The organism is Gemmobacter sp. 24YEA27, from assembly GCF_030052995.1.
Classification (GTDB): Bacteria; Pseudomonadota; Alphaproteobacteria; order Rhodobacterales; family Rhodobacteraceae; genus Pseudogemmobacter.
This window is the reverse complement of the sequence record NZ_JASJPW010000001.1, coordinates 2999924-3024413: the sequence shown is the minus strand read 5'-3', so window position 1 is coordinate 3024413 and position 24490 is coordinate 2999924. Positions and strand designations below refer to the sequence as shown.

Below are 24490 nucleotides of genomic sequence, written 5' to 3'. Positions count from 1 at the left end.
GGGAAAGCTGCGTGTTTTGTCACGCAGGCTCAGGTTTCATGCCTGTTACACTTGATCCGGGCCTGGCGGCTGGTCATAACTCTGCCTCAGTCGCCGGGGAGGCCGCCATGGGGTGGGTTGATGGGTGCGGCTCCGGTGCAATGCCGGGGATTTCAGGGCCGGATTGACCGAGATGGATGCAGATAGCCGCAAGATCCCGACCCATGAGGTCACCTATTCGCGGCTGCGCGACATGATCCTCTTTGGCGCGCTGGCGCCGGGGCAGCCGGTGACAATCCAGGGGCTGATCGGCGAACTTGACGCCGGCATGACACCGGTGCGCGAGGCGATCCGGCGGCTCGCGGCCGAAGGCGCGCTGATGCCCCAGGGCAATCGTCGGGTCTCGGTGCCGCAGATGACGGAATCGGTGCTTGATCAGCTGGGCTGGGCGCGTTTTGCGATTGAGCCGCAGCTGGCGCGGCTTGCGATGCGGGCGATGGAACCGGCGCTGATCCGGCGGTTGCGGCTTTTGGACGACCGCATCAACACCGCGATCAGCGAGGGCGATATCGCCGCCTATCTGCGGTTCAACCATGCCTTCCATTTCGCGCTTTACGAGGCGGCGGATGCGCCGGTGCTGCTGGATATCGCGCAATCCCTGTGGCTGCGGGCCGGGCCGTCCCTGCGTCTCGTGATGGGGCGGCTTGGAGGGGCAGGGCTGCCGGATCAGCATGTCGAGGCGCTGGCGGCGATGGAGGCGGGCAATGCCGAGGCCCTTGCCGCCGCGATTGCGCAGGATATCGGCCAGGGCATGGATCAGGTGCGGCTGGCGCTTGCTGAAGGGGCATTCTGAGGCCTGCGGCCTTGCCAGGTGTTGCGCGGCGGTCACTGCCGGGACTGGTCGGGAGTGGGTGTGCCTGGGTTTAAATTTATGCGGTCGCTGAAACAGTCCCGCGGTCGGACTGTTTTCCTCGCCTCGCCTTCCGCTGGATTATGGCGCTCTGCTGCTTCAATGGGCGATATGCCGTTTCCCGCGCGCCAGGCTCAGGCGGCGAGCAGCCTCGGCAGTCGGGTGGAAGTGGGGGCCGCGAAGGCGAAGACGACGCGGGATAGCAGATTCTCGAGGCCGCGACAGACGGTCTGCGCGCCATGCTGTGTGACACAGGCCTGGGGCGGCGGACGGCCTGGGCGAACCCGGAGAGTGGCCGGAGTCGAGATAAAGCGCCTCGATATCGACACTGGCGCGCGTCATGCATAGCTGAAAAGCGAACCGCCCGGAGCGTTTGTCCCGTGCATCTGCATCCCCCCGACCCGCACAGGTGGAAACATGTGAATCGCCCCATGTTGGTGGACGCCTTCTTTGCTATTTCTGAGGCAAGGAGCTCATGACGGGCACAGGCGCTTTCAGCGACGACTTCAAGCCCGATACGGTCGTACAGATCACCGAGCGGGGCTATCCGGTCAGCGAGGTCTCAGAGCGGCTTGGGGTGAGCAAGTACTCGCTCTGTGCATGGAAGCGCAATTTCACGAAGGCGGCATCGGGCGAGACAGAGAAAGACGCTGAGATCAGGCGGCCGAAGCGCGCGCTGGTTCGGGTGTCGGAGGAACGTGACATCTTAAAAACAGCCACCGCGTATTTCGCGCGGGATGCAAAGTGAGACACGCGTTTGTGGCCGAGCATCGGGTGCAGTTTTCCGCTCGCGCCATGTTCGGGTTCTATGCGTGGCTACAGGCTCCGATAAGGGTGGGAGCCCGAGAAGACAGGCGCCAGCCTGAACTGCTGCACAAGGTTTGGGCCGAGAGTGGCAAGGTTTACGGCTATCGCAAGCTTCATAATGCCCTGATTGAGCAGGCGAAAGCACTTGCCCGAACCAGGTTGCCCGGCTGGTACAGATTGCAGGGATCGAGGCGAAAATCGGTTGTAAGCGGCGTCCCGGCAGGTATGGCGGCAAACCATCGGTCGTGGTCGATAACACTCTGGACCGGAGGTTCGATGTCGATGCGCCAGAGAGGGCATGCGTGACCGACATTACCTGCATCCGAACTCAGGAGGGCTTTGCCTGCCCTGTCGTAGTCATCGACTGCTGTTCCCGGCGAGTGATCGGCTGCTCGATGCCAAGCCGACAGACAACGGATGTGGTCTTGCAGGCCCTGCTCATGGCCATCTGCCGGCGCAAGCCGCAAGGAAACGTGCAGGTCCAGTCCGATCAGAGCAGCCAGTTCACCAGCATGGAGTTGGCTGCGCTCCAGCGCGCCCACGATCCCAAGCCTTTCAGGAGCCGCCGCGGTAATTGTCACGTCAACGCCGTCGCCGGGAGCTTTTTCAATCCCGCAGGCGAGAGCGGATCAGACGCAGAACCCAGCGGACCACAGAAAACGTCAGCCAGGACGTGTTCGATTGCATCGCGATGTTCTGCAAACCAAAGCGCAGGCATGCTAGGAACGGAATGCTGTCGCCCACCGGGTTCAAACGGCAGCAGAAGATGAGGCGCGCAGGCGGCCAGGAAACCCGGATCTGCCGACCTTTCAGGCGGTCGTGCATGGGTCTGACACCGGCGCCGCGCCGGTGTAGGTCTGCCCCCAGTCCCGCATCGAGACAAGGATCGGCTCCAGCGTCTGGCCAAGGGGCGTGAGGTCGTATTCCACCCGTGGCGGTACCTCGGGATAGACGGTGCGGGTGATGATCGCAGCCTCTTCCAGCTCGCGCAGCTGCAGGGTCAGCATCCGCTGGGTGACAGACGGGATCGCCCGCCCCAGATCGCTGAAGCGCATGCGGCCGCGCAAGAGATGGAACAGGATGATCGGCTTCCAGGTGCCGCCCATAACAGAAAGCGTCACCTCAACCGCACAACCGCTTTTGCTGTTCAGCCTGCGCATCTTTCCCTCAGTCGTCCATAACTTACATTTTTGTAAGTATATGCGAAATTTGTGCGTTCTTGCGAGAATTGACTACAACGCTTTAGTCTGTCGGGCAATGGCAGGGTCACAAAGGCCGCCCCAAACCGGAGTGAGTTTTATGAAAGCGATACAGCTTGCCTTTCCGGGCGGCCTTGAGAATCTGCGGCTGGTCGATCTGCCCGAACCTGCCGCGCCGGGTGTCGGCGAGATCACCGTGCGCCTGCATGCGAGCTCGCTCAATTACCATGATCTGTTGGTGGTGACCCGGCCGCGCAAGGCAGATGGCGCCCTGATCCCGATGGCGGATGGCGCGGGCGTCGTGACGGCCATTGGCGCAGATGTCACCGAATTCGCGCCGGGCGATGCGGTGGTCTCCTGCTTCTTTCCCGAGTGGCAATCGGGCCGTGACATGCCCGGCAGCTTTGCCACGGTCCCCGGGGATGGTATTGATGGCTTTGCCCGCGAAAGCGTGACGCTGCCGGCAAGCGCCTTCACCCATGCCCCCAAAGGCTACAGCCATGCCGAAGCGGCGACGCTGACCACGGCGGGCCTGACCGCCTGGCGGGCGCTGGTGGTCGATGGCCGGATCAAAGCGGGCGATACCGTGCTGGTTTTGGGCAGCGGCGGCGTTTCGATCCTCGCGCTGCAAATGGCCAGATCGATGGGCGCACGGGTGATCGCCACCACCTCAGACGCTGCCAAGGCGGAACGTCTGCGCGATCTCGGGGCCGATGCGGTCATTGACTATGTCGCAAACCCCGACTGGAGCGTGGCGGTGATGGAAGCCACAGCCGGGCGCGGCGCGGATATCGTGATCGAGGTCGGCGGCCCGGCCACATTGACCCAGTCGATCCGGTCCTGTCGGGTGGGCGGCCATATTGCCCTGATCGGCGTGCTGACCGGGTATTCCGGCGAAGTGGCGACGGTGGAACTGATGGCGCGGCAGCAAAAGCTGCAAGGCCTGATCGTCGGCAGCCGCGAAGACCAGCGCGACATGGTCCGCGCGCTGGAGGCGTTCAGCTGGCGGCCGGTGATTGACCGCAGCCTGAAGCTGGAAGAGATCGCCGGGGCCTTCGCCTGGCAGCAGGCGGGCCGGCATTTTGGCAAGATCTGCCTGACCTGGTGAGACAGATCCGGAGACCGGAGCCGTATCCCGTCAGTGCAGCGCAATCCCGTCGAGTTTGTCGGGGTTGCGGGTGATATAGATATTGGCGATACGCTCGCCGTCGAATTCCAGCGCGGTGGTCTGCAAGATGCCGCCGACGCGGGTGAGGTAGCCCGGCAATCCGTCGATGCTGACCATCCGCAACAGCTCGATCGGGCCGAACTTTCGCGTGATGCCCTGGAACAGCCGTCTGACCCGGTCGCTGCCCCGGATGATGTCGAAGGCGCGGATCTTGCCGCCGCCGTCGGATTGCACGCTGACATCGCTTGCCAGCATCGCGCCAAGTCTTTCGGCATCGCCCGACAGGCAGGCGTCAAAGAAGGCGCGGGCCAGGCTATCGCGCCTTTCGCGTGGGATCTCCTGTCGGGGCCGGTCGAGTTTCACATGCGCCCGTGCCCGGCTTGCCAGCTGGCGCGTGGCGGCGGGGCTGCGCCCGATTGTGGTGGCGATCTCTTCGAGGGGCTGGCCAAAGACGTCATGCAGCAGGAACGCCGCGCGCTCCAGCGGGGAGAGCCGCTCCAGCGCCATCATCAGGGTCAGCGTCAGATTGTCGGGGCGCATCGCGTCCTCCTCCGGCTCGATCAGCGGCTCCGGCAGCCAGGTGCCTGGATAGGCCTCGCGCCGGGCGCGGGCGGATTTCATCTGGTCAAGGCAGAGGCGCGACACCACCCGGGTCAGCCAGGCAGCGGGTTCAAGCACTGCCCCCTGATCGCTGTGGTGCCAGCGCAGATATGCTTCCTGCACCACATCCTCGGCATCATGGCGCGAGCCGAGCATACGGTAGCCAAGACGCAGCAGCCGGGGCCACTGCGTCTCGAAGATTTCGGTGTGGCGATCAGGCGGCATGGCTCTGTTCGCCGGGCAGTTCAGTCGGATGGGCGGCGCGGAAGCCGACCTGCACCCGGTTCCACATATTGATCGCGGCGACGGCCATCGACAGCCAGGCGCGCTCATCTTCGTTGAAAGCGGCCTTCACCGCCTCCCAGTCGGCATCCGGCGCCCCGGTTTCAGCCAGCAGCGTCAGCGCTTCGGTCCAGGCGAGGGCTGCGCGTTCGCGCGGAGAATAGAGCGGGCTTTCGCGCCATGCGACCAGCATATGCAGGCGCAGCGACGTCTCGCCGTCTCTCAGCGCCTCGGCCGTGTGCATGTGGATGCAAAAGGCGCAGCCGTTGATCTGGCTGGCGCGCAGTTTGATCAGATGCAGGAGCGGCGCCTCCAGCGGGCCGGACTTCAGCGCGGCTTCCAGCGCGTAGAGCGGCCTGAACCCGGCTTCGGCGCGTTTGAAGTAATCGGTCATGCGGGGTATCATCGGTCTCTCCTTTTTGATCAGATACCTGCATGACGAGGCAGCATAGCGGAATGTGACATGGAGTGAGGATTTTTTCCGGAGATCAGGTTTTCGGTACCTGATGCGCCTGCGGGATATCCCAGCCATCGTTATGCGTCAGCGACGGTGGGTTGCTGACTAAATGCCGTGAGGGAGTTTGCTTATGTCGGGACCAGGCGGGGCGCAGCCATGACGGATACAGGTCTGAGCGCCGCCCGCGATCCCGGCCCCGGCTGGGAATGGCGGTTCTGGGCGATCTTCGGCGGGCAGGCAGCCTCGCTGATCGGCTCTGCCATGACGCAATTTGTGCTGATCTGGTGGATCACCGACAGCACGGGCTCTGTCTCGGCGCTGGCCCTGGCGGGGTTGGTCGCGCTGTTGCCGCAGGCATTGCTGGGGCCGCTGGGCGGAACGCTCGCGGATCGCTACAGTCGCCGCCTGATCATGATCGTCGCCGATCTGGTCAGTGCCCTGTGCATGCTGGTGCTGATCGCATTGTTCCTGAGCGCGCGGATCGAGCTCTGGCACATCTACACCATGATGTTCATCCGCAGTGCGATGCAGGCCTTTCAGCAGCCGGCGGCGGCGGCGAGCACGGCAATGCTGGTTCCGGTCAGTTTTTTGCCGCGCGCGGCGGGGCTGAACCAGACGCTGATGGGGATCATCACCATCGCCGCCGCGCCTTTGGGAGCGCTGGCGATCAGCGTCATGCCTATCGGTTATGCGCTGTCCATCGACGTTGTCACCGCCGTTCTGGGCATTGTGCCGCTGCTGATCTATGCGATCCCGCAGGCCCGTATGCGGAAAGACCAGCGCAGCAGCCTCTGGGCGGAGTTCCGTGAGGGCGTGACGCTGGTGAGGGGTGATGCCGTGTTGTGGCGGGTCTATCTTTTGCTGACGGCGGTGGTTCTGGTGCTGATGCCCTCCTTCACGCTGGTGCCCTTGCTGGTGAAAGAGCATTTCGGCGGCGGCCCGACAGAGGTCGCGGTGATCGAGGGTCTGGGCGGTGCGGGCATGATCCTTGGCGGCATCATCGTAACCGCGCTGGCTCCGAAACGGCTGGTGCTGTGGATCCTCTGGGGGTTTGCGCTGTCCTGCTTTGCCTTCGCGCTGGCCGCGCTTATGCCGGGGACGATGCTCTGGCTGGCAGTGGTGTTCTGGGTCGTCAGCAGCCTGGCCTTCATTCTGGGGAATGCGCCGCTGACCGTCCTGATCCAGACCCGGGTCCCGAACCATCTGCAGGGCCGCGCCCTGTCGCTGATGGCGACGATGATGGGGCTTGCCGCCCCGGTCGGCCTTGCCATCGCCACGCCGGTGGGTGAGATGATCGGCATCCGCTGGCTTTTTGTGGCGATGGGCGTGGTCAGCGGACTGGTGGCACTGGCGGGTTTTCTGTCACCCGTGCTGCTGGCGAAAGCCGTCCCGCCAGAGCCCGGCAGGCGCTGACGGCCCGTTGCCCCATTTGCCCCATTTGCCGCAGTCAGCTGCTATATCTGCGCCCAAGGGAGGGGCAGGCTCGCCGACGAAGTGACCGGCGCCCCCAGAAGGAAGGCACCGCGTGATGCGATGGCCCGGCGCCGTTGGTCGTTACAGCGACGCTTTGCAGGGGGTGTCGCCGCATGAGGCTGATCGGTGGTGACGCCGCGAAAGTCACCGTCCTGACCTCACATCAGCGGTGGCTGGTCTGACGGGCAGATACCAGCGCTCATCGCAAATGCTCGCCGACCCTTTCAAAAGAATTGCGGCAAAGGCGTGGTCTACATGGACTTACACGGGCGTACATGGCCGGCCTCATTGCGCCGCCACCTGCCCGGTATTCCGGGGCGCCTCGCCAAACCGCTTGCGATAGGCGTTCGAGAAATACTGGCTGGAATTGAACCCGCAGGCAAAGGCGATATCGGTGACGCTGGCGGGATAGTTCCCGGACAAGAGGCCCCGCGCATGGTCCAGCCGCAGATGCTGCAGATACTGGCGCGGGGTCCTGTTGGTCAGCTGGCGGCACAGATCGGCAAAGCGGGTGCGCGACAGGCCGCATTCCTCGGCCATGCCATCCAGCGTCCAGTCTTCGGCCAGAGCATCGGGCAGGCGGCGCAAAAAGATCGCCACCGTATGCTGTGATGTGGAAAGCTGCGGGTCCAGTTCCGGAGATTGCGCGGCCATCCGCTCGATCAGGGACAGCATCACGGCGTTGATCGCAAGCTTCAGCCGGCTTTCGCCTTCTTCGGGGCTGCGGGTGGTCAGGATCTGCGGCAGGGCCTCAAACCCGCGCGCGAGGTCGGGATTGCCATCCCAGACCGGCCGCATGTTCTGGGTCAGAAGCTGGCCAAGGTGATGGGCTTCTGCGTCGGAAAACAGCATCCAGCCCGGCCAGTGCCATTGCTCGGACGGGCGGCGCAAACCGGCATCCAGCAGGATCCATACGAGGCGACTGGCACCGACTTGCGGCGCGCCGATGGCGTGCTGCTGCCAGGGCCGGATCACGATGAACTGGCCTTGCCGCAGATCGTAACTTCTGTCGTCGACCACCAGATCCAGCCGCCCGCGGGCCAGCCAGGCAATCTTGAACCCTTCATTGCAATGCCGCGCGAGGCCCCAGGTCTGATTGTGCCTGGCATCCCAGAAGCCGACCGTGCAGATCCCGGGCAGAAGATCCCCGAGCCCCGTGCCGGGATAGCTGCCACGGGTCCAGGCATGCAGCTCGCATTCGCCCCGGCGCGCGGCGGCCTGCAATTCGCGGCAATTATCGGCATACATCATCGAATCCGGCTGGCGAAACACGGTTGGACGGCGGTTTTCGCAAAGCGGCACCTCCCGGAACGGGCTGATCTCATTCATGGCGTTCCGCCTCCCCGCAGAAATATGACTTAAGATTTTTACCAGTGATCATCCGTGCAAGTCAGCTTCTGTCAAGTCTGTCACCTTGGCTGCCGGGAAGAGGAGTTGACGATGAAGCTTGCCTTCAATCTGCTGGTGATCGGGGCCGGGATCACCCCGGCCCATGCGCCGCAGCTGGCGCGGCTGAAGGCGCATGGCTATGACGCGCTGGAGATCCCGGTTTTTTCGGGAAATCCGGCGCAGTATCGTGACATCGGGCGCATCCTTGCCGATCTCGGCATCACGCCCGGGGCCGCCGCCGTGGCCACGCCCGAGGCGAACCCGGTCAGCCCCGATCCCGCCATTCGCGCCAGGGCCCGCGATCATCACCGCTGGATCGTTGATTGCACCCATGCGATGGGCGGCGAGATCATCGCAGGCCCGCTGCATTCGCCGGTCGGGGTCTTTACCGGCCTTGGCCCGACCGACACCGAGCGCGGCCATTGTGTGGACGCCATGCGGGCGCTGGCCGATTATGCGGGCGACGCCGGCATCAGGGTGTCCGCCGAGGCGGTGAACCGCTTTGAATGCTATATGATGTCCACCATGGCCGAGGCCTCGCGTATCTTCCACGAGGTGGATCACCCGAATTACGGCTATATGTTCGACACCTTCCACGCCAATATCGAGGAAAAGGACGCGCCCGCGACCTATGAGCGGTATCACCGCGAAATCAACCACTTCCATGTCTCGGAAAATGACCGCGGCGTGCCTGGCACCGGACATGTGCCGTTCCGGGCGCATTTCCAGGCCCTGCGCCGCTGCAACTATGACGGCTGGCTGACGGTCGAGGCCTTTGGCCGCGCTTTGCCGGAACTGGCCGGAGCGACCCGGGTCTGGCGCGATCTGTTTGACGATCTCGATACGCTTTTTGCCGATAGTGCGGCTTTCATCCGTCGCGAATGGGCGCTTGCCGGGGAGGGCCTCACGGCATGAATCCGGTCCTTGAAATGCGCGAAATCTCGAAGGAATTCCCCGGCGTCAGGGCGCTGGATGCGGTGAGCTTCGACTGTCTGCCCGGCGAGGTTCATGCGATCTGCGGCGAAAATGGCGCCGGGAAATCCACGCTGATGAAAGTGCTGGGCGGCAGCTACCGTCCCGATGCGGGCGAGATCCGTATCGGCGGTTCGGTGATGCTCCTCGCCCATCCGCGTGAGGCGGCGCAGGCCGGGATCGCGATCATCCATCAGGAACTCAGCCTGCTGCCGCATCGCTCGGTGACCGAGAATATCTTCATGGGGCATGAGCTGGTGCGGAAGGGCTTTGCCGGGATGCTGCTTGACCGTGCCGCGATGCGGGGGAGGGCCGTGGCTTTGCTGCAGCGTGTGGGCGCGCGGATCAGCCCGGATGATATCGTGGCAGAGCTTTCCATCGCGGAACAGCAGCTGGTCGAGATTGCCAAGGCGCTGCTGCTTGACGCGCGGATTCTGGTGCTGGACGAGCCGACCGCCGCGCTGGACGACCGCGATGCGCGGCATTTGCTGGATCTGATCCGCGCGCTGCGGGAGCAGGGGGTGGCACTGGTCTATATCTCCCACCGGATGCCTGAGGTTGCGGCGATTGGCGACCGGGTGACGGTGCTGAAAGACGGCCGCCTGGTCTGGACCCGTCCGCAGGCGGAGGCCACGATCCCAGCCATTGTTTCGGCCATGGTCGGGCGCGATCTGAAGGACTTTTACCCTGCCGCCCCGGTCAGCGCACCGGGGGAGACCGTCTTGCAGCTGCAGGATGTGCGGGCCGCCGGTCTGCCCGGCATCAGCCTGAGCCTGCGGCGGGGCGAGATCCTCGGCGTGGCCGGGCTGGAGGATTCCGGCAAGGGCCAGCTGGCGCGGCTGCTTGCAGGCGATCTGCGCCCCGAAGGGGGTACCGCCCGGCTGGCGGGCGAGCCGATGCCGCTGGGCAATCCGCGCCGGGTGATTGCGGCGGGGCTGGGCTATCTGCCGGCGGACCGCAAGCGCGAGGGGCTGACGCTGCGCCAGTCGGTGCGCGATAATGCGGCCCTTGCGCTGCGCGCCATGCGGCCCGCCTGGGCCCGGCCCGGGGCAGGGGTCTTTGCTAAAGAGGCACTCGACGCGGGGCTTTCGCGGATGGATGTGCGCGCGGCCCATTACGGCCAGGACATCGGCGCGCTGTCCGGCGGCAATCAGCAAAAGGCGATCATCGCCCGCTGGCTGGCGCTGGACCCGGCGGTGCTTTTATTCGTCGAGCCGACGCGGGGCATCGACATCGCGGCCAAGGCGGCGATCTATCAGACCATGCGCGACACCGCCGATCAGGGGCGCGGCATCATCGTGGTCTCCTCTGATCTGCCCGAGCTGATCGGGATTTCCGACCGCATTCTCGTGATGCATCGCGGCACGATCCAGGGGGAATTGCCCCGCGGCGCCAGCGAGCAGGAGATCATGCGTCTCTCGCTGGGGGTGGCGGCATGAAGATGGGGAAGATCAGGCCACAATTTTCGGTGGCTGCGGTGCTTTTGCTGATCTCACTGGTGATTTTCGTCGTAACGGCTGTCGCGACCGGCGAGATGGCGCAGTTTTCCCTTCAGGGGATCACCGGGCTTTTGCAGCGCATGGTGGCGCTCGGGCTGGTGGCAATCGGCCAGACCTTCGTGATCCTGGTGGCTTCGATCGACCTGTCGGTCGCGGCGGTGATTTCCGGCACGGCGGTGCTGGCGTCCTGGATGATGGGCGGCGATCCGGCGATGATCGTACCTGCGGTTCTGCTGTGCCTGGGGTTTGCGCTGGCGGTCGGGCTGGTCAATGGCGCGCTGGTGGCGTTCGGGGGCATCAATCCGCTGATCGCGACTCTGGGCACCGGGCTGATCCTGCAAGGCGTGCTCTCGGCCGGCTACGGACTCCTCGGCGGCTCGGTCGCGCCGGCGTTTCAGCACCTTGCCTATGGCAGCCTTTTCGGCATTCCCTGGTCGGTGCTGGCGCTGTTCGGTCTTGGTCTGGCCATGGCCTTCGTGCTGAACCGCACGGTCCTTGGCGCGCGGATCTTTGCCGTGGGCGGCAACCCCGAAGGCGCGCGGCTGGCAGGTATCCGAACCGGCTGGGTCATCCTGACCGCCCATGTGATCTGCAGCCTTTTCGCGGGTCTCGCCGGGCTTTACCTCGCGGCACGGGTGCAGGCGGGCACGCCCTGGCTGGGCCGCGACGGCATTTATGATCTCGAATCCATCGCGGTGACGGTGATCGGCGGCACCCTGCTGGCCGGAGGCAAAGGCGGTATCGCGGGAACCCTTGCCGGCGTGTTTCTCTTCGCCAGCCTCGACGCGAGCTTCAACATGCTGGGGATCGACGCCTTCCTGAAACAGGTGCTGCGCGGCTTTATCATCATCGCGGCGGTCGCGGTCCATGCAATACGCGGCAGGGGGCATGTGGCATGAGCGAGACCCCGAACACCCCCCGCGTAGAGGCGGCACGGATTGCCGTGAATGCAGGCCTTGTCCTGTTCTTCGGGCTCTATGCGGTGATTGTGCTGATCCAGCCGAATTATCTGGAACCCGGGCTTTTCATGAATTTCCTGCGCCGGGCGGCACCGCTGGTGATCCTCGCCTCGGGGCAGATTTACGTGATCCTGACCGGCGGGTTTGACCTCTCGGTGGGGGCGGTGGTCACCTTTACCGTCACGGCGGCGGCGCTTTTGATCAACGGAGATCCGGGAGCGACCTGGGGTGTGATCGCACTTTTATACCTGATGGGCGCGGCGATCGGGCTCTTTAACGGGCTGGTTGTCGCATATCTGAAAGTGCCTTCGATCATCGCGACGCTTGGCACGATGCTCTGGCTGAACGGGCTGGCGCTTGCCTGGTCCGGAGGGGCTGCCCGCGGTGATCTGCCCGAAAATTTCCGTGATCCGGGGCGGTTCCAATGGCGTGACGTGCCGCTGATCGGCACGCTGCCGATGGCGGCGCTGGTGCTGGTCGTGGTCTGCGCGCTTTTGTGGTGGGGCCTGCATGGCATGGGATATGGCAAGCGCGCGCTGGCGGTGGGCGACAACCCGCGCGCGGCCGAACTGGCGGGCATCCCCGTCGCCCGCACCCGGATCACCGCCTTTGTCATCTCGTCGCTGGCGGCGGTGACGGCGGGGATCCTGCTGGGTGGTTTTTCGGGCGTCTCGGTCAATGCCGGTACCGGGCTGGAGCTGCAGTCGATTGCGGCCTGCGTGATCGGTGGCGCTATGCTCCTGGGCGGACGCGGCACGATCTGGTGCGCGATCTGGGGGCGCTGTCGCTGTTCGCGCTGTTCACGCTTTTGAACCTGATGGGGCTGCCGCAGGCGCTGCGCGACAGCATCCAGGGGCTGATCCTGATCCTGGCGGTCGGCCTGACCGCATGGCGAACCCGTCGCCGCAGCTGAGTTCTTATTTCGGACCAATGAGGAGGAGAGACATAATGCAGAAGAAAGCAATGCTTGCCACCACCGTGGCGCTGTTTGCCCTGGCCAGTGCTGCAGGCGCCCAGGAGTTCAACGATCCGGCAGAATTCGCCAGACAGCGCGCGCAGCTCTCGATGACCCCGCAAGGCCCCGAAGGCCAGCCCTGGGCCCAGCATCTGGGCGACAGCATGGTCGATACCGCCAAATGGAAAAAGGACGGCCCGGCCACGATCTGTTTCTCGAATGCCGGGATCTTCAATCCCTGGCGCGTGGTGGGGATGCACAACTTCCAGGCCGAAGCCGAGGCGCAGGGCGACAGGATCAAAGAACTGATCGTCGTCGATGCCGAGGGTAAGGATGAAAAGCAGATCGCCGATATCGAGGCGCTGGTGGCGGGCGGCAAATGCGATGTGCTGATCGTCTCGCCGAATACGACCGCGGCCCTGACCCCGGCGGTCGAAGCGGCGGCAACGAAGCTGCCGGTCGTGGTCTTTGACCGGGGCGTCAATACCACCGCGCCGGTGACCTATATCCACCCGGTCGGCGGCTATGGTTTCGGGATTTCCTCGGGCGAGTTCATCGCGGCCAGTCTGGAAAAAGGCGCCAATGTTCTGGCGCTCCGCATCGTGCCAGGCGTCGATGTGCTCGAGACCCGCTATTCGGCGGCAAAGAACATCTTTGATGAGGCCGGCCTCAATGTGGTCGGGTCTGAATTCACCGGCTCCGACCGGGCAAAGACGAAATCCGTGGTCGAGGATTATCTGAACCGTGGCATTCAGATCGATGCGATCTGGATGGATGCGGGCGATACCGCAACCGCTGCACTTGAGGCTTTCGAGGATGCCGGTCTGCCCTATCCGGTGATCTCGGGCGAGGATCAGCAGGATTTCCTGCGCAAATGGCGCGATGAGAATCTGACCGCGATCGCGCCGTCCTATCCGACGTATCAGTGGCGGACCCCGATCATCGCCGCGCTTGAGATTCTTGATGGCAAGCCGGTTCCTGGCCCGGAATGGGTGCTGCCGCAGCCCGCGATCACCGCCGAAACCCGCGATGGCTATATCGACGAGAAGCTCCCGCCGCTGCATTACAGCCTCTGCGGCTGCCAGGATCTGCCCGGCTATCCCGCACGCTGGGGCGGCAGCGACTGATATAAGCTGTTGATCAGGCGACACTGCCTTCCGGACCAGGATGGCAGTGTCGTACGGCTGCGGCTCGGGCTGCGGATTGCGGCTCGGGGCCGGGGGCTCCGGTGCTCAGGCGCGCGCCCGCGCATGACTGGCCCTGAGCAGGCCGGTCACCCCAGCCTGGAAGAGTGCCGCAAAAAAGCCCGCGGCCCCGATTGGTCTGGAGCCGCAGAAGGCTCTGTCGCCACGCGGGCGCCGTTTGTGACCGGCCAGAGATCTCGGGTCCGGGTGTCAGCGCGGCTCGAAGCGGCCTGAACGCGTTTTCCCAAGCGCTGGTCTGGCAATGGTTTGCCCCGTCACAGTCCCTCTCCGAAGGACCGGCGCCCGCGTCTGACCGGCCTGAGTGCAGCGCCAGAGGCAGGCATGGGGTCTCAGCGTGATCACACGCAGTTCCGCATCCCGCCGGGTGCAGAGGCAAAACGAGCTCTCCGGCTGGGTGAGACAGAATGTCAGGGTCATGCACATGCAGCATCAGTCCGGCCTGATCCCCGGCCTGATCCCCGGCGATAAGCCACGCGGCTGGCCGCAGCATACGTCACGCCACTTTCATACTGATTACATCTAGACCGCATTTCGGCCTGTGAGATATCGCAGCATGGGCCCGTTTTTGTCTGGCAAAACTGTGGGCCACGCCGTTACAGATGCCGAGATAGCAGCCGGGACGCGGACGGTATTTGCAGTCGCAAGCTTCTGGCGTCAGTCTGACTTCCCGCAAGATTTTCGGACCCGCCAGTCGTTTTGGAACCGTCGCGGCCCCGAAAGTTCCTTGGTATCCGGACGCAGAGCCGGCGCCGGGTCTCTGGCACCCATTTCGGCGACAAGGTCCTGCAAGAGGGCCATTCCTTTTCGGTTGCGGCGATGGACACGGGCCGTTTCCGCCATTCCTGGAAGTGGGGGGCAGAGACGCCTGATGATGCCGCCGGCCTGCCGTCGGGCTATGCGTCACGTCGTGATGCCCTGGACAAGTCTTACGGCATGGGGATCTCTGTATCAGCCCAGAGGAGAGGATGACGTGGATACTCTCTGCGGGTCCCTGGCTCTGTTTCATCGTGATTTCAGCCATGCTGCGACCCTTGAGCATATTAATTGCCGTCATGGCGGGTAATGTCGGGCGTCTGCAGCAGATTTCTCCGGTTGTTCCTGCGTCATCCCCAAATATGGAACGGGTTCTTTGTCGCCTCACGTGGGGCCCGTGGGTCTCTGCGACCTGACGGACGGGTCAGGTCATCGCAGGCGCAAAGAGCCGCCCCATTGCGGCGGCGGCGGCGGGTCTGGTCAATGCCGCCTGGCCAAGACAGTGGGACGGCACGGGCGTGTCAGGTGGCCCATCATGGGGCTGCGCGGCAGATCTCAGGTTCGCCGTAACGGGCGACCGGATTCACATATGGTCACTGGCGGTAAGGACATCAGGTGCAATGCCGCCGCGCAATTGGTCGGCGGAGCAGGATCAGCGCCGCACGACTCTAACCGGGCACAACGCAGGTGGCCATGATGGCCCGGGTGTTAAGCGCAGCCCCTCGATTCCCTTCCATGCGGTTCAGACAGGACGTTCGCTTTGCACGATGTTTTTGTCGGGCCGGTCGGCGCGCGGATCGAAGTTCCAAAACCCCGAGACATTGGCGATCGAATTCGCAATCTCCATCGCATCGGAGCTTTCTCAGATACTGCCGCCATGCAGGAGATGGTCGTGGACATTCATGCCCATGTCGGGCGCATCCAGGACAGATCCGTTCCCGTTTTCCGGCAGATGATCACGACCACCGATCCCGGACAGCCTCAGGATTTGTGGAGTGCGGATGGCGCCCGCCGACAGCACCAGCTCGCGCGCGGCGCGACGTGTGAGGGGCGCGCCATCGCGCAGCGCCCTGATACCGGTGACCTTGCCGCCCTTGATCACTAGCCCCGTTACAAGAAGCGTTCCCAGCACGGTGATATGTGGTCGGTCGATTACCCGGTAAAGATAGGCCCGCGCAATGTTCACCCAACGTCCTTCGCCGATGATCTGGTTCAGACGGGCAAAGCCGCCGATACCTACCTCATGCGCGCCATTCAGATCCACCATGGCGGGCAGGCCGGGCTTCGCGGCGGCCACGGGCAATGCAGAAGCAATCGTGGGCGGGTTCGCTGCTTCCTGCCTAGGGCACTGCCGCCCTTGCTGCGATACGGGCTGTCCGCGCCCTGCCGGTTCTCGGATCTTATCACGGAAGATTTTCAGCGCGGCGTCATAGCACCGGGCGGCGTCACCCGAGGGCTTGGCCCGGCCATCGAAATCGGAGAGGGGCGGTCGGACCCAGATCGTCGTGCTGATTGTTGTCCCGCCCTCCCCAACGGCATGGCCTATAAACCACGCGATGTCGTCCCGCTTGTGGCCGGTGCCAGGGTCCATCACCATTGTCTGGGGCCGGGGCGCTGTATCCCAGCCGCGCGCCCCGCTCAGCGCAACCTAGTGCATCTCGCGGCTGAAGCCCGATGATTGTGGCCGCTGAAAGAGCTATGGCCAGGCCTGAGGAAATAGCCGTTGCACCAGATCCTGCCCTCCTGCATGGCTTTGGAGAAGCGCTGGAACTCGTCGTAATTGCCGCTCCAGATACCCGCTGTCAGGCCGAGTTCGGTGTCACTTGCAATGGCCAGCGCCTCGGCCTCAGGCTTGAAGCGATCGCGGTGGTCACCGGGCCGAGGAGTTCCCCGCGCGAGGTGCTTAATCATTAGTGCCCTAATGGATGCAGGCTGGATACAATCAGCGGTTTCGCAGCCCGGCATGGTGTAGATCCCGTCGTCATGGGCGACCGTAGCGCCTTCGGCCCGGCCGATCCTGAAATAGCCCATAACCGTGTCGAATTGCTCTTTCGAGGTCATCGCCCCCATGCCGGTGCTCATCTCCAACGGGTGTCCAGGACCAATCTGCGCAATCAGTTTGCGGACCTCGGCCATGGAGGCATCATAAATGTCCTCATGCACCAGCGCGCGTGCGGGCGAGGCACAGACCTCGCCCAGATAGCAGAGGTAGATCAGAAAGCCCTCGACGGCTTTCGGCAGCAGGTCGTTATCCTTGTCCCTGGTTGAGGGCATGAAGATATTGGGCGATTTGCCGCCAGGGTCGGGCCGCACGGGCCGGTTGTCAGCGGCATTGCGCATGAGGGTCTTGCCAGTCGAGGCCTTGTGGTGAAGGCACATCTTTGAGCCCGGATGCATTACCTGGGCATGCCCTGCCTCGGCCCTAAAGTCCTGTGCCATGTTCAGCACAGCGGGCGGCGGCAGGGTGGCGATCAGCTCGGCCAGACGGGTGATCGCGCAGGGCGTCTCTTTTGCTGTTTTCAGGATCATGGAATTGCGCACTTCTCAGGCAGGCCGCAGTTTCATTAAGGCCATCAGGCGCGGTGCATTCCAGGGAATGAGGCGGCCCGCGACGCCGTCGGGTTCATGCAGCCCAGGATCGATCGTGGTGGCATCTATATCCGAGGACTTCCCGCTATTGGCCCGCAGCGCGGCGGCGAAATAGCGGATCTGGTCCAGCCTTTTCGACAAACTGGCATGGACACATTCGCGGAACGGCGAGCCGTTGCCCCGGCATTTGACCAGCGCGAGCTCCGGGTCATGGGGCTCTCCCCGGTCTACCATCTTCAGCAGCTTGTTCGGGCGTGGCTGCGCCGATATAGCTCCCGGCCGGGCGCGGCTTTCCAGGGCGCCGTAAAAGCCAGATCCGTATCGGCGGGCGCCGGGGGCCCAATTCAGGGATCAGACCGCCGACGAGGGGCGAGCGGTCTTCGCGATACCTGACCTCAGCTGTTGTGATCCGGCCACGGCGGACAGAGTTCTCGCAGCGCGCTTTGCTTGTAGGCATCTGACAGGGCTTTTACGTCTTCCTGGTCTTTTTTCCCGCAGGCAGGCGATGCCAGGGGCTTCGGGATCAGCATGTGACATGTCTTAAGGCAGAAATATCCGCAATTATCGGCACGGCAGCAGGGATTTTCCGGTCTAACCGGTATCCTTATCGCCCCGCAGCCTATCGCTCTGGCGCTCATCAGCCTTTTGCAGATCGAACTGATGCAGAACGCTGCGCATCTGGCGTGGAACAGTTCCGAACGCCTCGCGCAACTATTGCTAAAGCGGACCTGATGTTCGAACCCGTGACGCAGCGTCGGCCGGGACTGGTTATGATGCAGCCTCTCCTCCAGCTTCCGTGGTGCCGTCTGTAACCGCATCCGACGTAAGACCGCCATCAGCGGGCGGCCAAAGGCCGACCCGATCGGACGGGCCAGATGCACCTCGATGAAGCCGGTCGGTCGCGTGCCGCGGCATCGGGAAATGCGTCGGGTGTGTCACGGAAAGAGCGCAGATGCTGCACGGCAAAGCGGGCGGGCGGTCCGGTCTGCGCCTGCGCGGCCCATTCTCCCTATTCTGAAGAAACTCACGTCATCGGTGGTGTCGATACGCACAAGGATTTGCATGGCGCGGCCGTCGACGACCACAAGTTGCCGCGTTCTCAGCACGGAGATCTTCCCGAACAGGCGGCAAGGTGATCCTTCCATGCAGACGTCGATAGGGTCCTTCGGCGATCTGCGCCGTGTAAGGGTAAAGTGCTCGGAAATCCATGGTGCCGGGCTTCTGCGCAACCTGCAGGTTGCAGGTGTCGAGGGGTTAGAAGTGACCGCGCCGACAAACCTGATAACCAAAACCGCCGCTGCAGGAACGAGGCCTATGATGGAGAGAGCGCGGCGCTTGCGGCCTGTGCTGATCTCCACACAATTGCGCCGCGCGGCTGCACGGAAATGATTGAATGCCGTGTCCGGGATCCTGGAAAGGTGCCCCTGTAACCATCTTTTATGAGGCCCCGGAGCATTCACCATCGCGCGGGTGACAGGGGTGTCAGGGTCATCCGCGCCGAACCGGATCTGAAGCGGGCCGAAGGCGTTTTGATCCTTGCTTAGGACCCCAGGCGCCGCGTCGTGGATCTGGGCGACCCCTGTCGGCCCCGAAGCTGCGCGGGTGCCGAAATGGTGGCGCCCCCCGGCATCCGGTTCACCCTTAAGGTCAGTGCAGGCAAGACGGTGGACCGGAGCTGCGCGGCGCAATCATGGTCAGGGATGATATGACGGATTTGGTCTTCCTTGCGGCCACCATGTTCGCCGGCTTTCTGACAGGGCGCATTGCTTGCGATCTGAGTAGAGCGATCTTATCTCCTGGCACCGGGGCGCTGCGCTGAGGACCAACAGCGATCCTGCGAATTTCAGCGCCGCGACCGGCCCTGGCGCGGGGGGCGCGAAGCCAACGCCCTGATCTGCGCCCCTGGTCTGAACCTGCCGGTGCCTGCATTTGTGGCGCCACCAGCGGGCCGAGTTGTCAGGCTGCAGCGGGCTTCCCGGGGACTGATGTGGATCGGCGCGCGCGCGGGCCTCGCTGAAATCGTGGCAGGGCATCATGGCGGGCATCATTGCAGCAGCCGGAGAACCTGCGTGCCGGTGGACGAGGCTTGCCATGTCATTTCCGAGATCGGCCTCGCCGTGACCTGTGTCGGAGAACACAGTCTCTCGACGTTGTTCGGCCCTTGGTGACTATTGGTTTGGTCAGAGGACCCACGCAACGATCTGTTCAGCAACCATGAGGTCAGATGGGCCGATGGTCGCCGGCGGTTATGTGCCATGCCGTCCGTCAGCAGGTAGTCCTTCCCTCCAACCCGCATCCACGCCGGCGGGCGGTTGCTCTGGCCGATGCGCTATGATGGATCGGAGGTACGGCTCTGCAGATCGCGGCTTCCGTCTGGGTGAGGAATGCAGAGAGCCGTCCGATCCAGGCCAGATCGGCAACTGCCGAAGCGATGGCCGCTGGCGATGCCTGCCTTGTGTCACCTGACGCAGGCAGCCATGACGCAACGGCTGAATGCGCCGAACTGGGAGACGTGATTTCAATAGCTTACAGACGATCCGATTCCTTCTTCGCCGGCAGAAATTAACGACGATCAAATCAGCTGCACCTTTCTTCTGTTCTTGAACATCCCGGGCGAGGCCGCCGGACGGGCGGACGGGGGCCGCGCGCGCTCGCACCCCTGGCCCCTGGGGCAAGCCGCTTTTCATTGTAACCGGTGTCGTATATGGCCAGTCTTGTCGTGGGTTTCGGTCCAGTCGGAGGGGCGGCAGATGGCGATTCCAGTCGAGGCATTCTTTCTGGCGTCCGGCGCGGCGGGGACGCTGCAAAGCCGGATCCGGGCCATGGTGACTGAGGGGATCCTTTCGGGGCGTTTCCGGCCGGGGCAGAAGATGCCTTCTTCGCGCGGGCTTGCGGCACATCTGGGGATCTCGCGCATCACCGTCACGCTGGCCTATGGCGACCTGGTATCCTCCGATTATCTCACGTCGCGCGGGCGCTCGGGCTATTATGTTTCGGACAATGCCCCCGCGCGCCGGATTTTCCAAGCCCCGCCCGCCCTGCCGAAGAGGTTGATTATCATGCGTTTTCGGGCGGGCGCTTTACCCGCGCGATGCAGGGTGTCGAGCGCCCGGATGACTGGGAGTGCTATCCCTGGCCCTTTATCTATGGCCAGACCGATCCCACGCTGTTTGACCATCAGAACTGGCGGGCCTGCGCGTTACGGGCTCTGGGGCGGCGGGATTTTTCGACCCTCACCTCGGATTTCTATGAGCGTGACGATCCTGCGCTGATCGAACAGGTCCTGCGGGTGATCCTGCCACGGCGTGGCATCGCAGCGGGGCCGGATGAGGTGCTGCTGACAATGGGGGCGCAGAACGCGCTCTGGATCGCGACCGAGATCTTGCTGGGCGAGCCCGCGCGCGGCCATCGCGCGGTGATCGAGAACCCGTGTTATCAGGGGATCCGCCGGGTGCTGGAGGTCTCGGGCGCCGAGGTGGTCTCGCTTGACGTTGATGAGGGCGGGTTGCCTTTGGCGGGCTTTGCGCCCGGTGGTCAGGTGCGGCGCGGTGATGTGGTCTATGTCACGCCGTCCCATCAGGCGCCGACCAATGCGACCATGGCGCTGGAGCGGCGGCTGAAGCTGCTGGAGGCTGCAAGCCGCGAGGATTTCATCATCATCGAAGATGATTACGAATTCGAGATGAGCTTTCTGAAACCAGTCTCACCGGCGCTCAAGTCTTTGGACAAGGCGGGGCGGGTGATCTATGCGGGCTCGTTTTCCAAATCGATCTTCCCGGGGATGCGGCTGGGATATCTGGTGGCACCGCCGGGGTTTATCGCCGAGGCGCGGGCTTTGCGGTCGATGGCGCTGAAACATCCGCCGGGTCACATTCAGCGCACCGTCGCCTATTTCCTGGCCGAGGGCCATTATGATGCGCTGATCAACCGGATGCGGTCTGCGTTCCGGCGCCGCCGCCAGGGGATGGAAGAGGCGATCCAGGCCGAGGGGCTGACCATTGCGGGCCAGGGCGGCTATGGCGGATCTTCGTTCTGGATGCGCGCGGGCGCGGATGTGGACACTGCCCGGGTGGCGCAGGATCTGCGCAAGGAGGGCGTGCTGATCGAGCCGGGGCAGAGCTTTTTCGACCCGGAACGTGTGGCACGGAATTACTACCGGCTGGCTTATTCCTCGATCCAGCCGGCGCGGATCCCCGAAGGGATCCAGAAGATCGCGCGGGCTATGGCTTCGGTCAGCTGAGCGCGAGATCGAGGAGGCGCGCGGCCTCGGCCTTCGGGTCGGCAAGGGGCGCGCGATCTTCGCCGGGATGGAAGCGGGCACGAAGCGCGGTCGGCATCGGGGCAGGGGCGGCGATCACGACTTTCGGGCCGATGCGCTGTGTCTCGGCCGCCCAGGCACGGGCGAGCGCCAGCTGTGCGGCTTTGGTGGCGCCGTAAGCGGCGGAATTGGCCGTGCCGGGGAAGGGGTCATCGGGGATCAGGGCGGTGCCCTTGCCCGCGCGCAACAGCGGCTCGACCAGGGTGATCAGCTGCGAGGTCGCGCGCAGATTGGTGGCGATGGATTTATCGAGGTCTTTCAGATCGACCGAGGAGGCCGGGGCAAGGGCGGTCGCATGGATCGCGGTATGGGCCCAGAAGCCGAGGCTGCCCCAGCGGGCGGCGATCGAGTCGGTCAGGTGGCGCATGGCGTCTTCATTGGTGATGTCCATCGGCGCCAGCGTCAGGCTGCCCGCACCGGGCAGGCCCTGGGCTTTGACCCGGTCATCGAGATCTTCCAGCCCGCCGGTGGTGCGCGCGACCGCGATGACATGCCAGCCCCGCAGCGCCAGCTGTTCGGCGAGGCCGGCACCAAGACCGCGGGAGGCACCTGTCACAAGGGCTGTTCTGGACATGAGCTGGCTCCGATAGCTGGTGCTGGAAAGCCGGGGGCGCTTCGCCCCCCGGACCCCCAGAGGATATTTCTGGACAGATGAAAAAGGGCAGCGAGGATGCGGCCGGGGGCCGCGCCTCTGTCCTGCCTGCGTTATTCGGCGGCGGTTTTCATCTCGAAACCTTCATCCAGCTTGTCGGCGGGGATGACAGGATATTCGCCCGAGAAGCAGGCATCGCAATATTGCGGGCTGCGGTTGTTGCGGCCTTTGGCCTCGCCTGCCGCGCGGTAGAGCCCGTCCAGCGAGATGAATTTCAGACTGTCGACGCCGATCCAGTCGCGCATCTCGTCTTCGGTCATGGTGGCGGCGAGAAGCTTCGAGCGCTCGGGCGTGTCTACGCCGTAGAAACAGGGCCAGGCGGTGGGGGGGGACGCGATGCGGAAGTGAACTTCGGCCGCGCCTGCGTCAATGATCATGTCTTTGATCTTGCGCGAGGTGGTGCCGCGCACGACCGAATCGTCGACAAGGATCACGCGTTTGCCGCGGATAAGGGCACGGTTCACATTGAGCTTGAGGCGCACACCCATATTGCGGATCTGCTCGGTCGGCTCGATGAACGTGCGGCCCATATACTGGTTGCGGGTGATGCCGAGGCCGAAGGGAATGCCCGATTGCGCGGCAAAGCCGATGGCGGCGGGGGTGCCTGAATCCGGGACCGGGCAGACGAGATCGGCATCTACCGGAGATTCCAGCGCGAGTTCCACGCCGATCTGGCGGCGGGTCTCATAGACCGATCGGCCGCCGACGATCGAGTCGGGGCGCGAGAAGTAGACCTGTTCGAAGATGCAGGAGCGACCCTTGGCATGCGGGAAGGGGCGCGAGCTTTCGATCTTGCCATTCTCGATCACGACCATCTCGCCCGGTTCGATCTCGCGGATGAACTCGGCGCCGATAATGTCGAGCGCACAGGTTTCCGAGGCCAGCACATAGCCCTCGCCCAGGCGGCCAAGCACCAGCGGGCGCACGCCAAGTGCGTCGCGCACGCCCATCAGTTTCGTGCGGGTCATGGCGATGACGGAAAACGCGCCTTCGACCAGACGCAGCGCGTCTTTCAGACGTTCGGCCTGGGTTTTCTGCAGGGACCGCGCCATCAGATGGATGATGCATTCCGAATCAGAGGAAGACTGGAAGATGGCGCCGCGCGCGATCAGGTCTTTTCTCAGCCGCGCCGCATTGGTCAGGTTGCCGTTATGTGCAATGGCGCAGCCTCCAATGGCGAATTCGCCGAAGAAGGGCTGCACATCACGAATCTGGGCAGTGCCTTTCGATCCGGCGGTGGAATAGCGCACATGGCCGATGCCCAGATCGCCGGGCAGCAGGTTCATCACGGCGGAAGAGGTGAATTTGTCGCGCACATAGCCGAAACGGCGCTCGGAATGGAACCCGGTTTCGGCCTCATAGGTGACGATGCCACCGGCCTCCTGGCCGCGGTGCTGCAGGGCATGCAGCCCGAGCGCCACGAAATTCGCGGCATCGGCGAGGCCAATGACCCCGAAAATCCCGCATTCTTCCTTCAGCTTGTCCCCGTCATTCAGGGGTTCAAACGGGTGGGCGGGAAAACGGCGCATGTGGCCTCCGATCCGGCTGCTTCTTCGCGGCTGATGTAGTCGCTGAGAGTGCCAGAGTCACCCCCCGTTGTCATGCATATGTTGCAGGTCGGGCGCTGCGCAAATGCACAGCCGGCGCGGATCAGGGCGCCGGCGCCGGAACCGGGGCCGGAATGGGCGCCGCTGCCGGGTCTTGTGCGGGCGCGGTTTCACCATTTGCGGGCGGCGGGCTCACCGGCTGGGCGGTTTCGGCCGAACATACATTGGTCAGGTCATTATAGCGTGCCACGATCCAGCCAGGTGCATCGGTGGGGATCGCATTGTCGATCGAGGCCTGGAAATTTGCGAAGACCTTGGCGGTGCGGGAATTGTCGATCGCGGTGATCGAATGATTCGCCAGGGCGCGGTCATAGACGATGAAGGCGACTGCGATGAGCAGCACGCCGCGTGCCACACCAAAGACGAAACCAAGCGCCTGGTCGATGCCGCCAAGCGCCGAGCGCTGCACAATCGACGAGAACAGGGGCGTGAACAAAGCCGCGACGATCAGCCCTATGGCAAAGACCGCTGCGAAGGAGGCGACGACCGAAAGCTCGCAGCTGTCGGCGAGGAACTGGCCGACCATCGGGATCTCGCGCACGATGGGCATGGCCGAGGGCGCGAAGATGAAGGCCACGATGGCCGCGCCGATCCAGCCGACAATCGCCATGCCTTCGCGGACAAGGCCGCGCGAATAGGCGAGAACCGCCGAGAGCAGGATGATCAGGGCCGCGCCGCCATCGACCCAGGTGAAATTGTCCATTCCGCTCTCTCCTG

At 64.0% G+C, this 24490-nt stretch carries 17 protein-coding genes and 3 pseudogenes; 11 read left to right on the top strand and 9 right to left on the bottom strand.

Annotation, left to right across the window (positions count from 1 at the left end; genetic code table 11):
- Positions 1 to 172: 172 nt before the first annotated feature.
- Both QNO18_RS15070 and QNO18_RS15065 read left to right on the top strand, forming a co-directional pair.
- Entirely contained in the window at positions 173 to 832 is a 660-nt protein-coding gene (locus tag QNO18_RS15070) for a GntR family transcriptional regulator (RefSeq protein ID WP_198835528.1), read from the top strand.
- Between the two features lie 532 nt (positions 833 to 1364).
- A pseudogene (locus QNO18_RS15065) lies at positions 1365 to 2462 on the top strand (IS3 family transposase); the annotation flags it as partial.
- A 43-nt stretch (positions 2463 to 2505) separates the two neighbouring features.
- Here the strand turns inward: QNO18_RS15065 and QNO18_RS15060 are convergent.
- Positions 2506 to 2856: a helix-turn-helix domain-containing protein gene (locus tag QNO18_RS15060; RefSeq protein ID WP_283178328.1), complete on the bottom strand. Its 351-nt coding sequence runs from the start codon at positions 2854 to 2856 to the stop codon at positions 2506 to 2508.
- Between the two features lie 139 nt (positions 2857 to 2995).
- Between QNO18_RS15060 and QNO18_RS15055 the strand changes: the two genes are divergently transcribed.
- Positions 2996 to 4003, top strand: coding sequence for an NAD(P)-dependent alcohol dehydrogenase (locus tag QNO18_RS15055; protein WP_283178327.1), 1008 nt, complete (start codon positions 2996 to 2998; stop codon positions 4001 to 4003).
- Positions 4004 to 4033: 30 nt separating this feature from the next.
- On the opposite strand, the gene QNO18_RS15050 is transcribed toward QNO18_RS15055, so the two are convergent.
- Together QNO18_RS15050 and QNO18_RS15045 are read right to left on the bottom strand one after the other, a co-directional pair.
- Positions 4034 to 4888: a sigma-70 family RNA polymerase sigma factor gene (locus QNO18_RS15050; protein WP_283178326.1), complete on the bottom strand. Its 855-nt coding sequence runs from the start codon at positions 4886 to 4888 to the stop codon at positions 4034 to 4036.
- Positions 4878 to 5351, bottom strand: a complete 474-nt coding sequence (locus QNO18_RS15045; RefSeq protein ID WP_283178325.1) for a carboxymuconolactone decarboxylase family protein — start codon at positions 5349 to 5351, stop codon at positions 4878 to 4880. The genes QNO18_RS15050 and QNO18_RS15045 overlap by 11 nt, the downstream gene beginning before the upstream one ends.
- Positions 5352 to 5558: 207 nt before the next feature.
- Between QNO18_RS15045 and QNO18_RS15040 the strand changes: the two genes are divergently transcribed.
- Positions 5559 to 6815, top strand: coding sequence for an MFS transporter (locus QNO18_RS15040; RefSeq protein ID WP_283178324.1), 1257 nt, complete (start codon positions 5559 to 5561; stop codon positions 6813 to 6815).
- A 345-nt stretch (positions 6816 to 7160) separates the two neighbouring features.
- Here the strand turns inward: QNO18_RS15040 and QNO18_RS15035 are convergent, their stop codons facing one another.
- Positions 7161 to 8204 carry an AraC family transcriptional regulator gene (locus QNO18_RS15035; protein ID WP_283178323.1) on the bottom strand — a complete coding sequence of 348 codons (1044 nt, stop codon included), beginning with the start codon at positions 8202 to 8204 and terminating at the stop codon, positions 7161 to 7163.
- Between the two features lie 111 nt (positions 8205 to 8315).
- Here QNO18_RS15035 and QNO18_RS15030 point away from each other — a divergent pair, with 111 nt between their 5' ends.
- From QNO18_RS15030 to QNO18_RS15005, 6 genes are read left to right on the top strand one after another with little or no spacing between them, the layout of a single operon-like run.
- Positions 8316 to 9179: a sugar phosphate isomerase/epimerase gene (locus tag QNO18_RS15030; RefSeq protein WP_283178322.1), complete on the top strand. Its 864-nt coding sequence runs from the start codon at positions 8316 to 8318 to the stop codon at positions 9177 to 9179.
- A complete protein-coding gene (locus QNO18_RS15025; RefSeq protein WP_283178321.1) occupies positions 9176 to 10675 on the top strand; it encodes a sugar ABC transporter ATP-binding protein in 1500 nt (499 codons plus the stop codon). Before QNO18_RS15030 ends, QNO18_RS15025 begins: the two co-directional genes overlap by 4 nt.
- 2 nt (positions 10676 to 10677) lie before the next feature.
- Positions 10678 to 11634, top strand: coding sequence for an ABC transporter permease (locus QNO18_RS15020; RefSeq protein ID WP_283178320.1), 957 nt, complete (start codon positions 10678 to 10680; stop codon positions 11632 to 11634).
- The gene (locus tag QNO18_RS15015; RefSeq protein WP_283178319.1) at positions 11631 to 12506 is read left to right on the top strand and encodes an ABC transporter permease; all 876 of its coding nucleotides are present in this window, start codon (positions 11631 to 11633) and stop codon (positions 12504 to 12506) included. Before QNO18_RS15020 ends, QNO18_RS15015 begins: the two co-directional genes overlap by 4 nt.
- A complete protein-coding gene (locus QNO18_RS15010; RefSeq protein WP_283178318.1) occupies positions 12458 to 12607 on the top strand; it encodes a hypothetical protein in 150 nt (49 codons plus the stop codon). The genes QNO18_RS15015 and QNO18_RS15010 overlap by 49 nt, the downstream gene beginning before the upstream one ends.
- A gap of 35 nt (positions 12608 to 12642) precedes the next feature.
- Positions 12643 to 13776, top strand: coding sequence for a substrate-binding domain-containing protein (locus tag QNO18_RS15005; RefSeq protein ID WP_283178317.1), 1134 nt, complete (start codon positions 12643 to 12645; stop codon positions 13774 to 13776).
- A 1693-nt stretch (positions 13777 to 15469) separates the two neighbouring features.
- Here the strand turns inward: QNO18_RS15005 and QNO18_RS15000 are convergent.
- Entirely contained in the window at positions 15470 to 16198 is a 729-nt protein-coding gene (locus tag QNO18_RS15000; RefSeq protein WP_283178316.1) for a GMC family oxidoreductase N-terminal domain-containing protein, read from the bottom strand.
- 47 nt (positions 16199 to 16245) lie between these two features.
- A pseudogene (locus QNO18_RS14995) lies at positions 16246 to 17466 on the bottom strand (aldehyde dehydrogenase family protein).
- Between the two features lie 2480 nt (positions 17467 to 19946).
- Here QNO18_RS14995 and QNO18_RS14990 point away from each other — a divergent pair.
- Positions 19947 to 21436 (top strand): annotated as a pseudogene (locus QNO18_RS14990) (PLP-dependent aminotransferase family protein).
- Here the strand turns inward: QNO18_RS14990 and QNO18_RS14985 are convergent.
- From QNO18_RS14985 to QNO18_RS14975, 3 genes are all read right to left on the bottom strand, one after another.
- A complete protein-coding gene (locus tag QNO18_RS14985; protein ID WP_283178315.1) occupies positions 21429 to 22088 on the bottom strand; it encodes an SDR family oxidoreductase in 660 nt (219 codons plus the stop codon). The pseudogene QNO18_RS14990 and the gene QNO18_RS14985 overlap by 8 nt on opposite strands.
- 131 nt (positions 22089 to 22219) lie before the next feature.
- Complete coding sequence (gene purF / locus QNO18_RS14980) at positions 22220 to 23695, bottom strand: amidophosphoribosyltransferase (RefSeq protein ID WP_283178314.1); 1476 nt, start codon at positions 23693 to 23695, stop codon at positions 22220 to 22222.
- A gap of 121 nt (positions 23696 to 23816) precedes the next feature.
- Entirely contained in the window at positions 23817 to 24476 is a 660-nt protein-coding gene (locus tag QNO18_RS14975) for a CvpA family protein (RefSeq protein ID WP_283178313.1), read from the bottom strand.
- Positions 24477 to 24490: the final 14 nt, after the last annotated feature.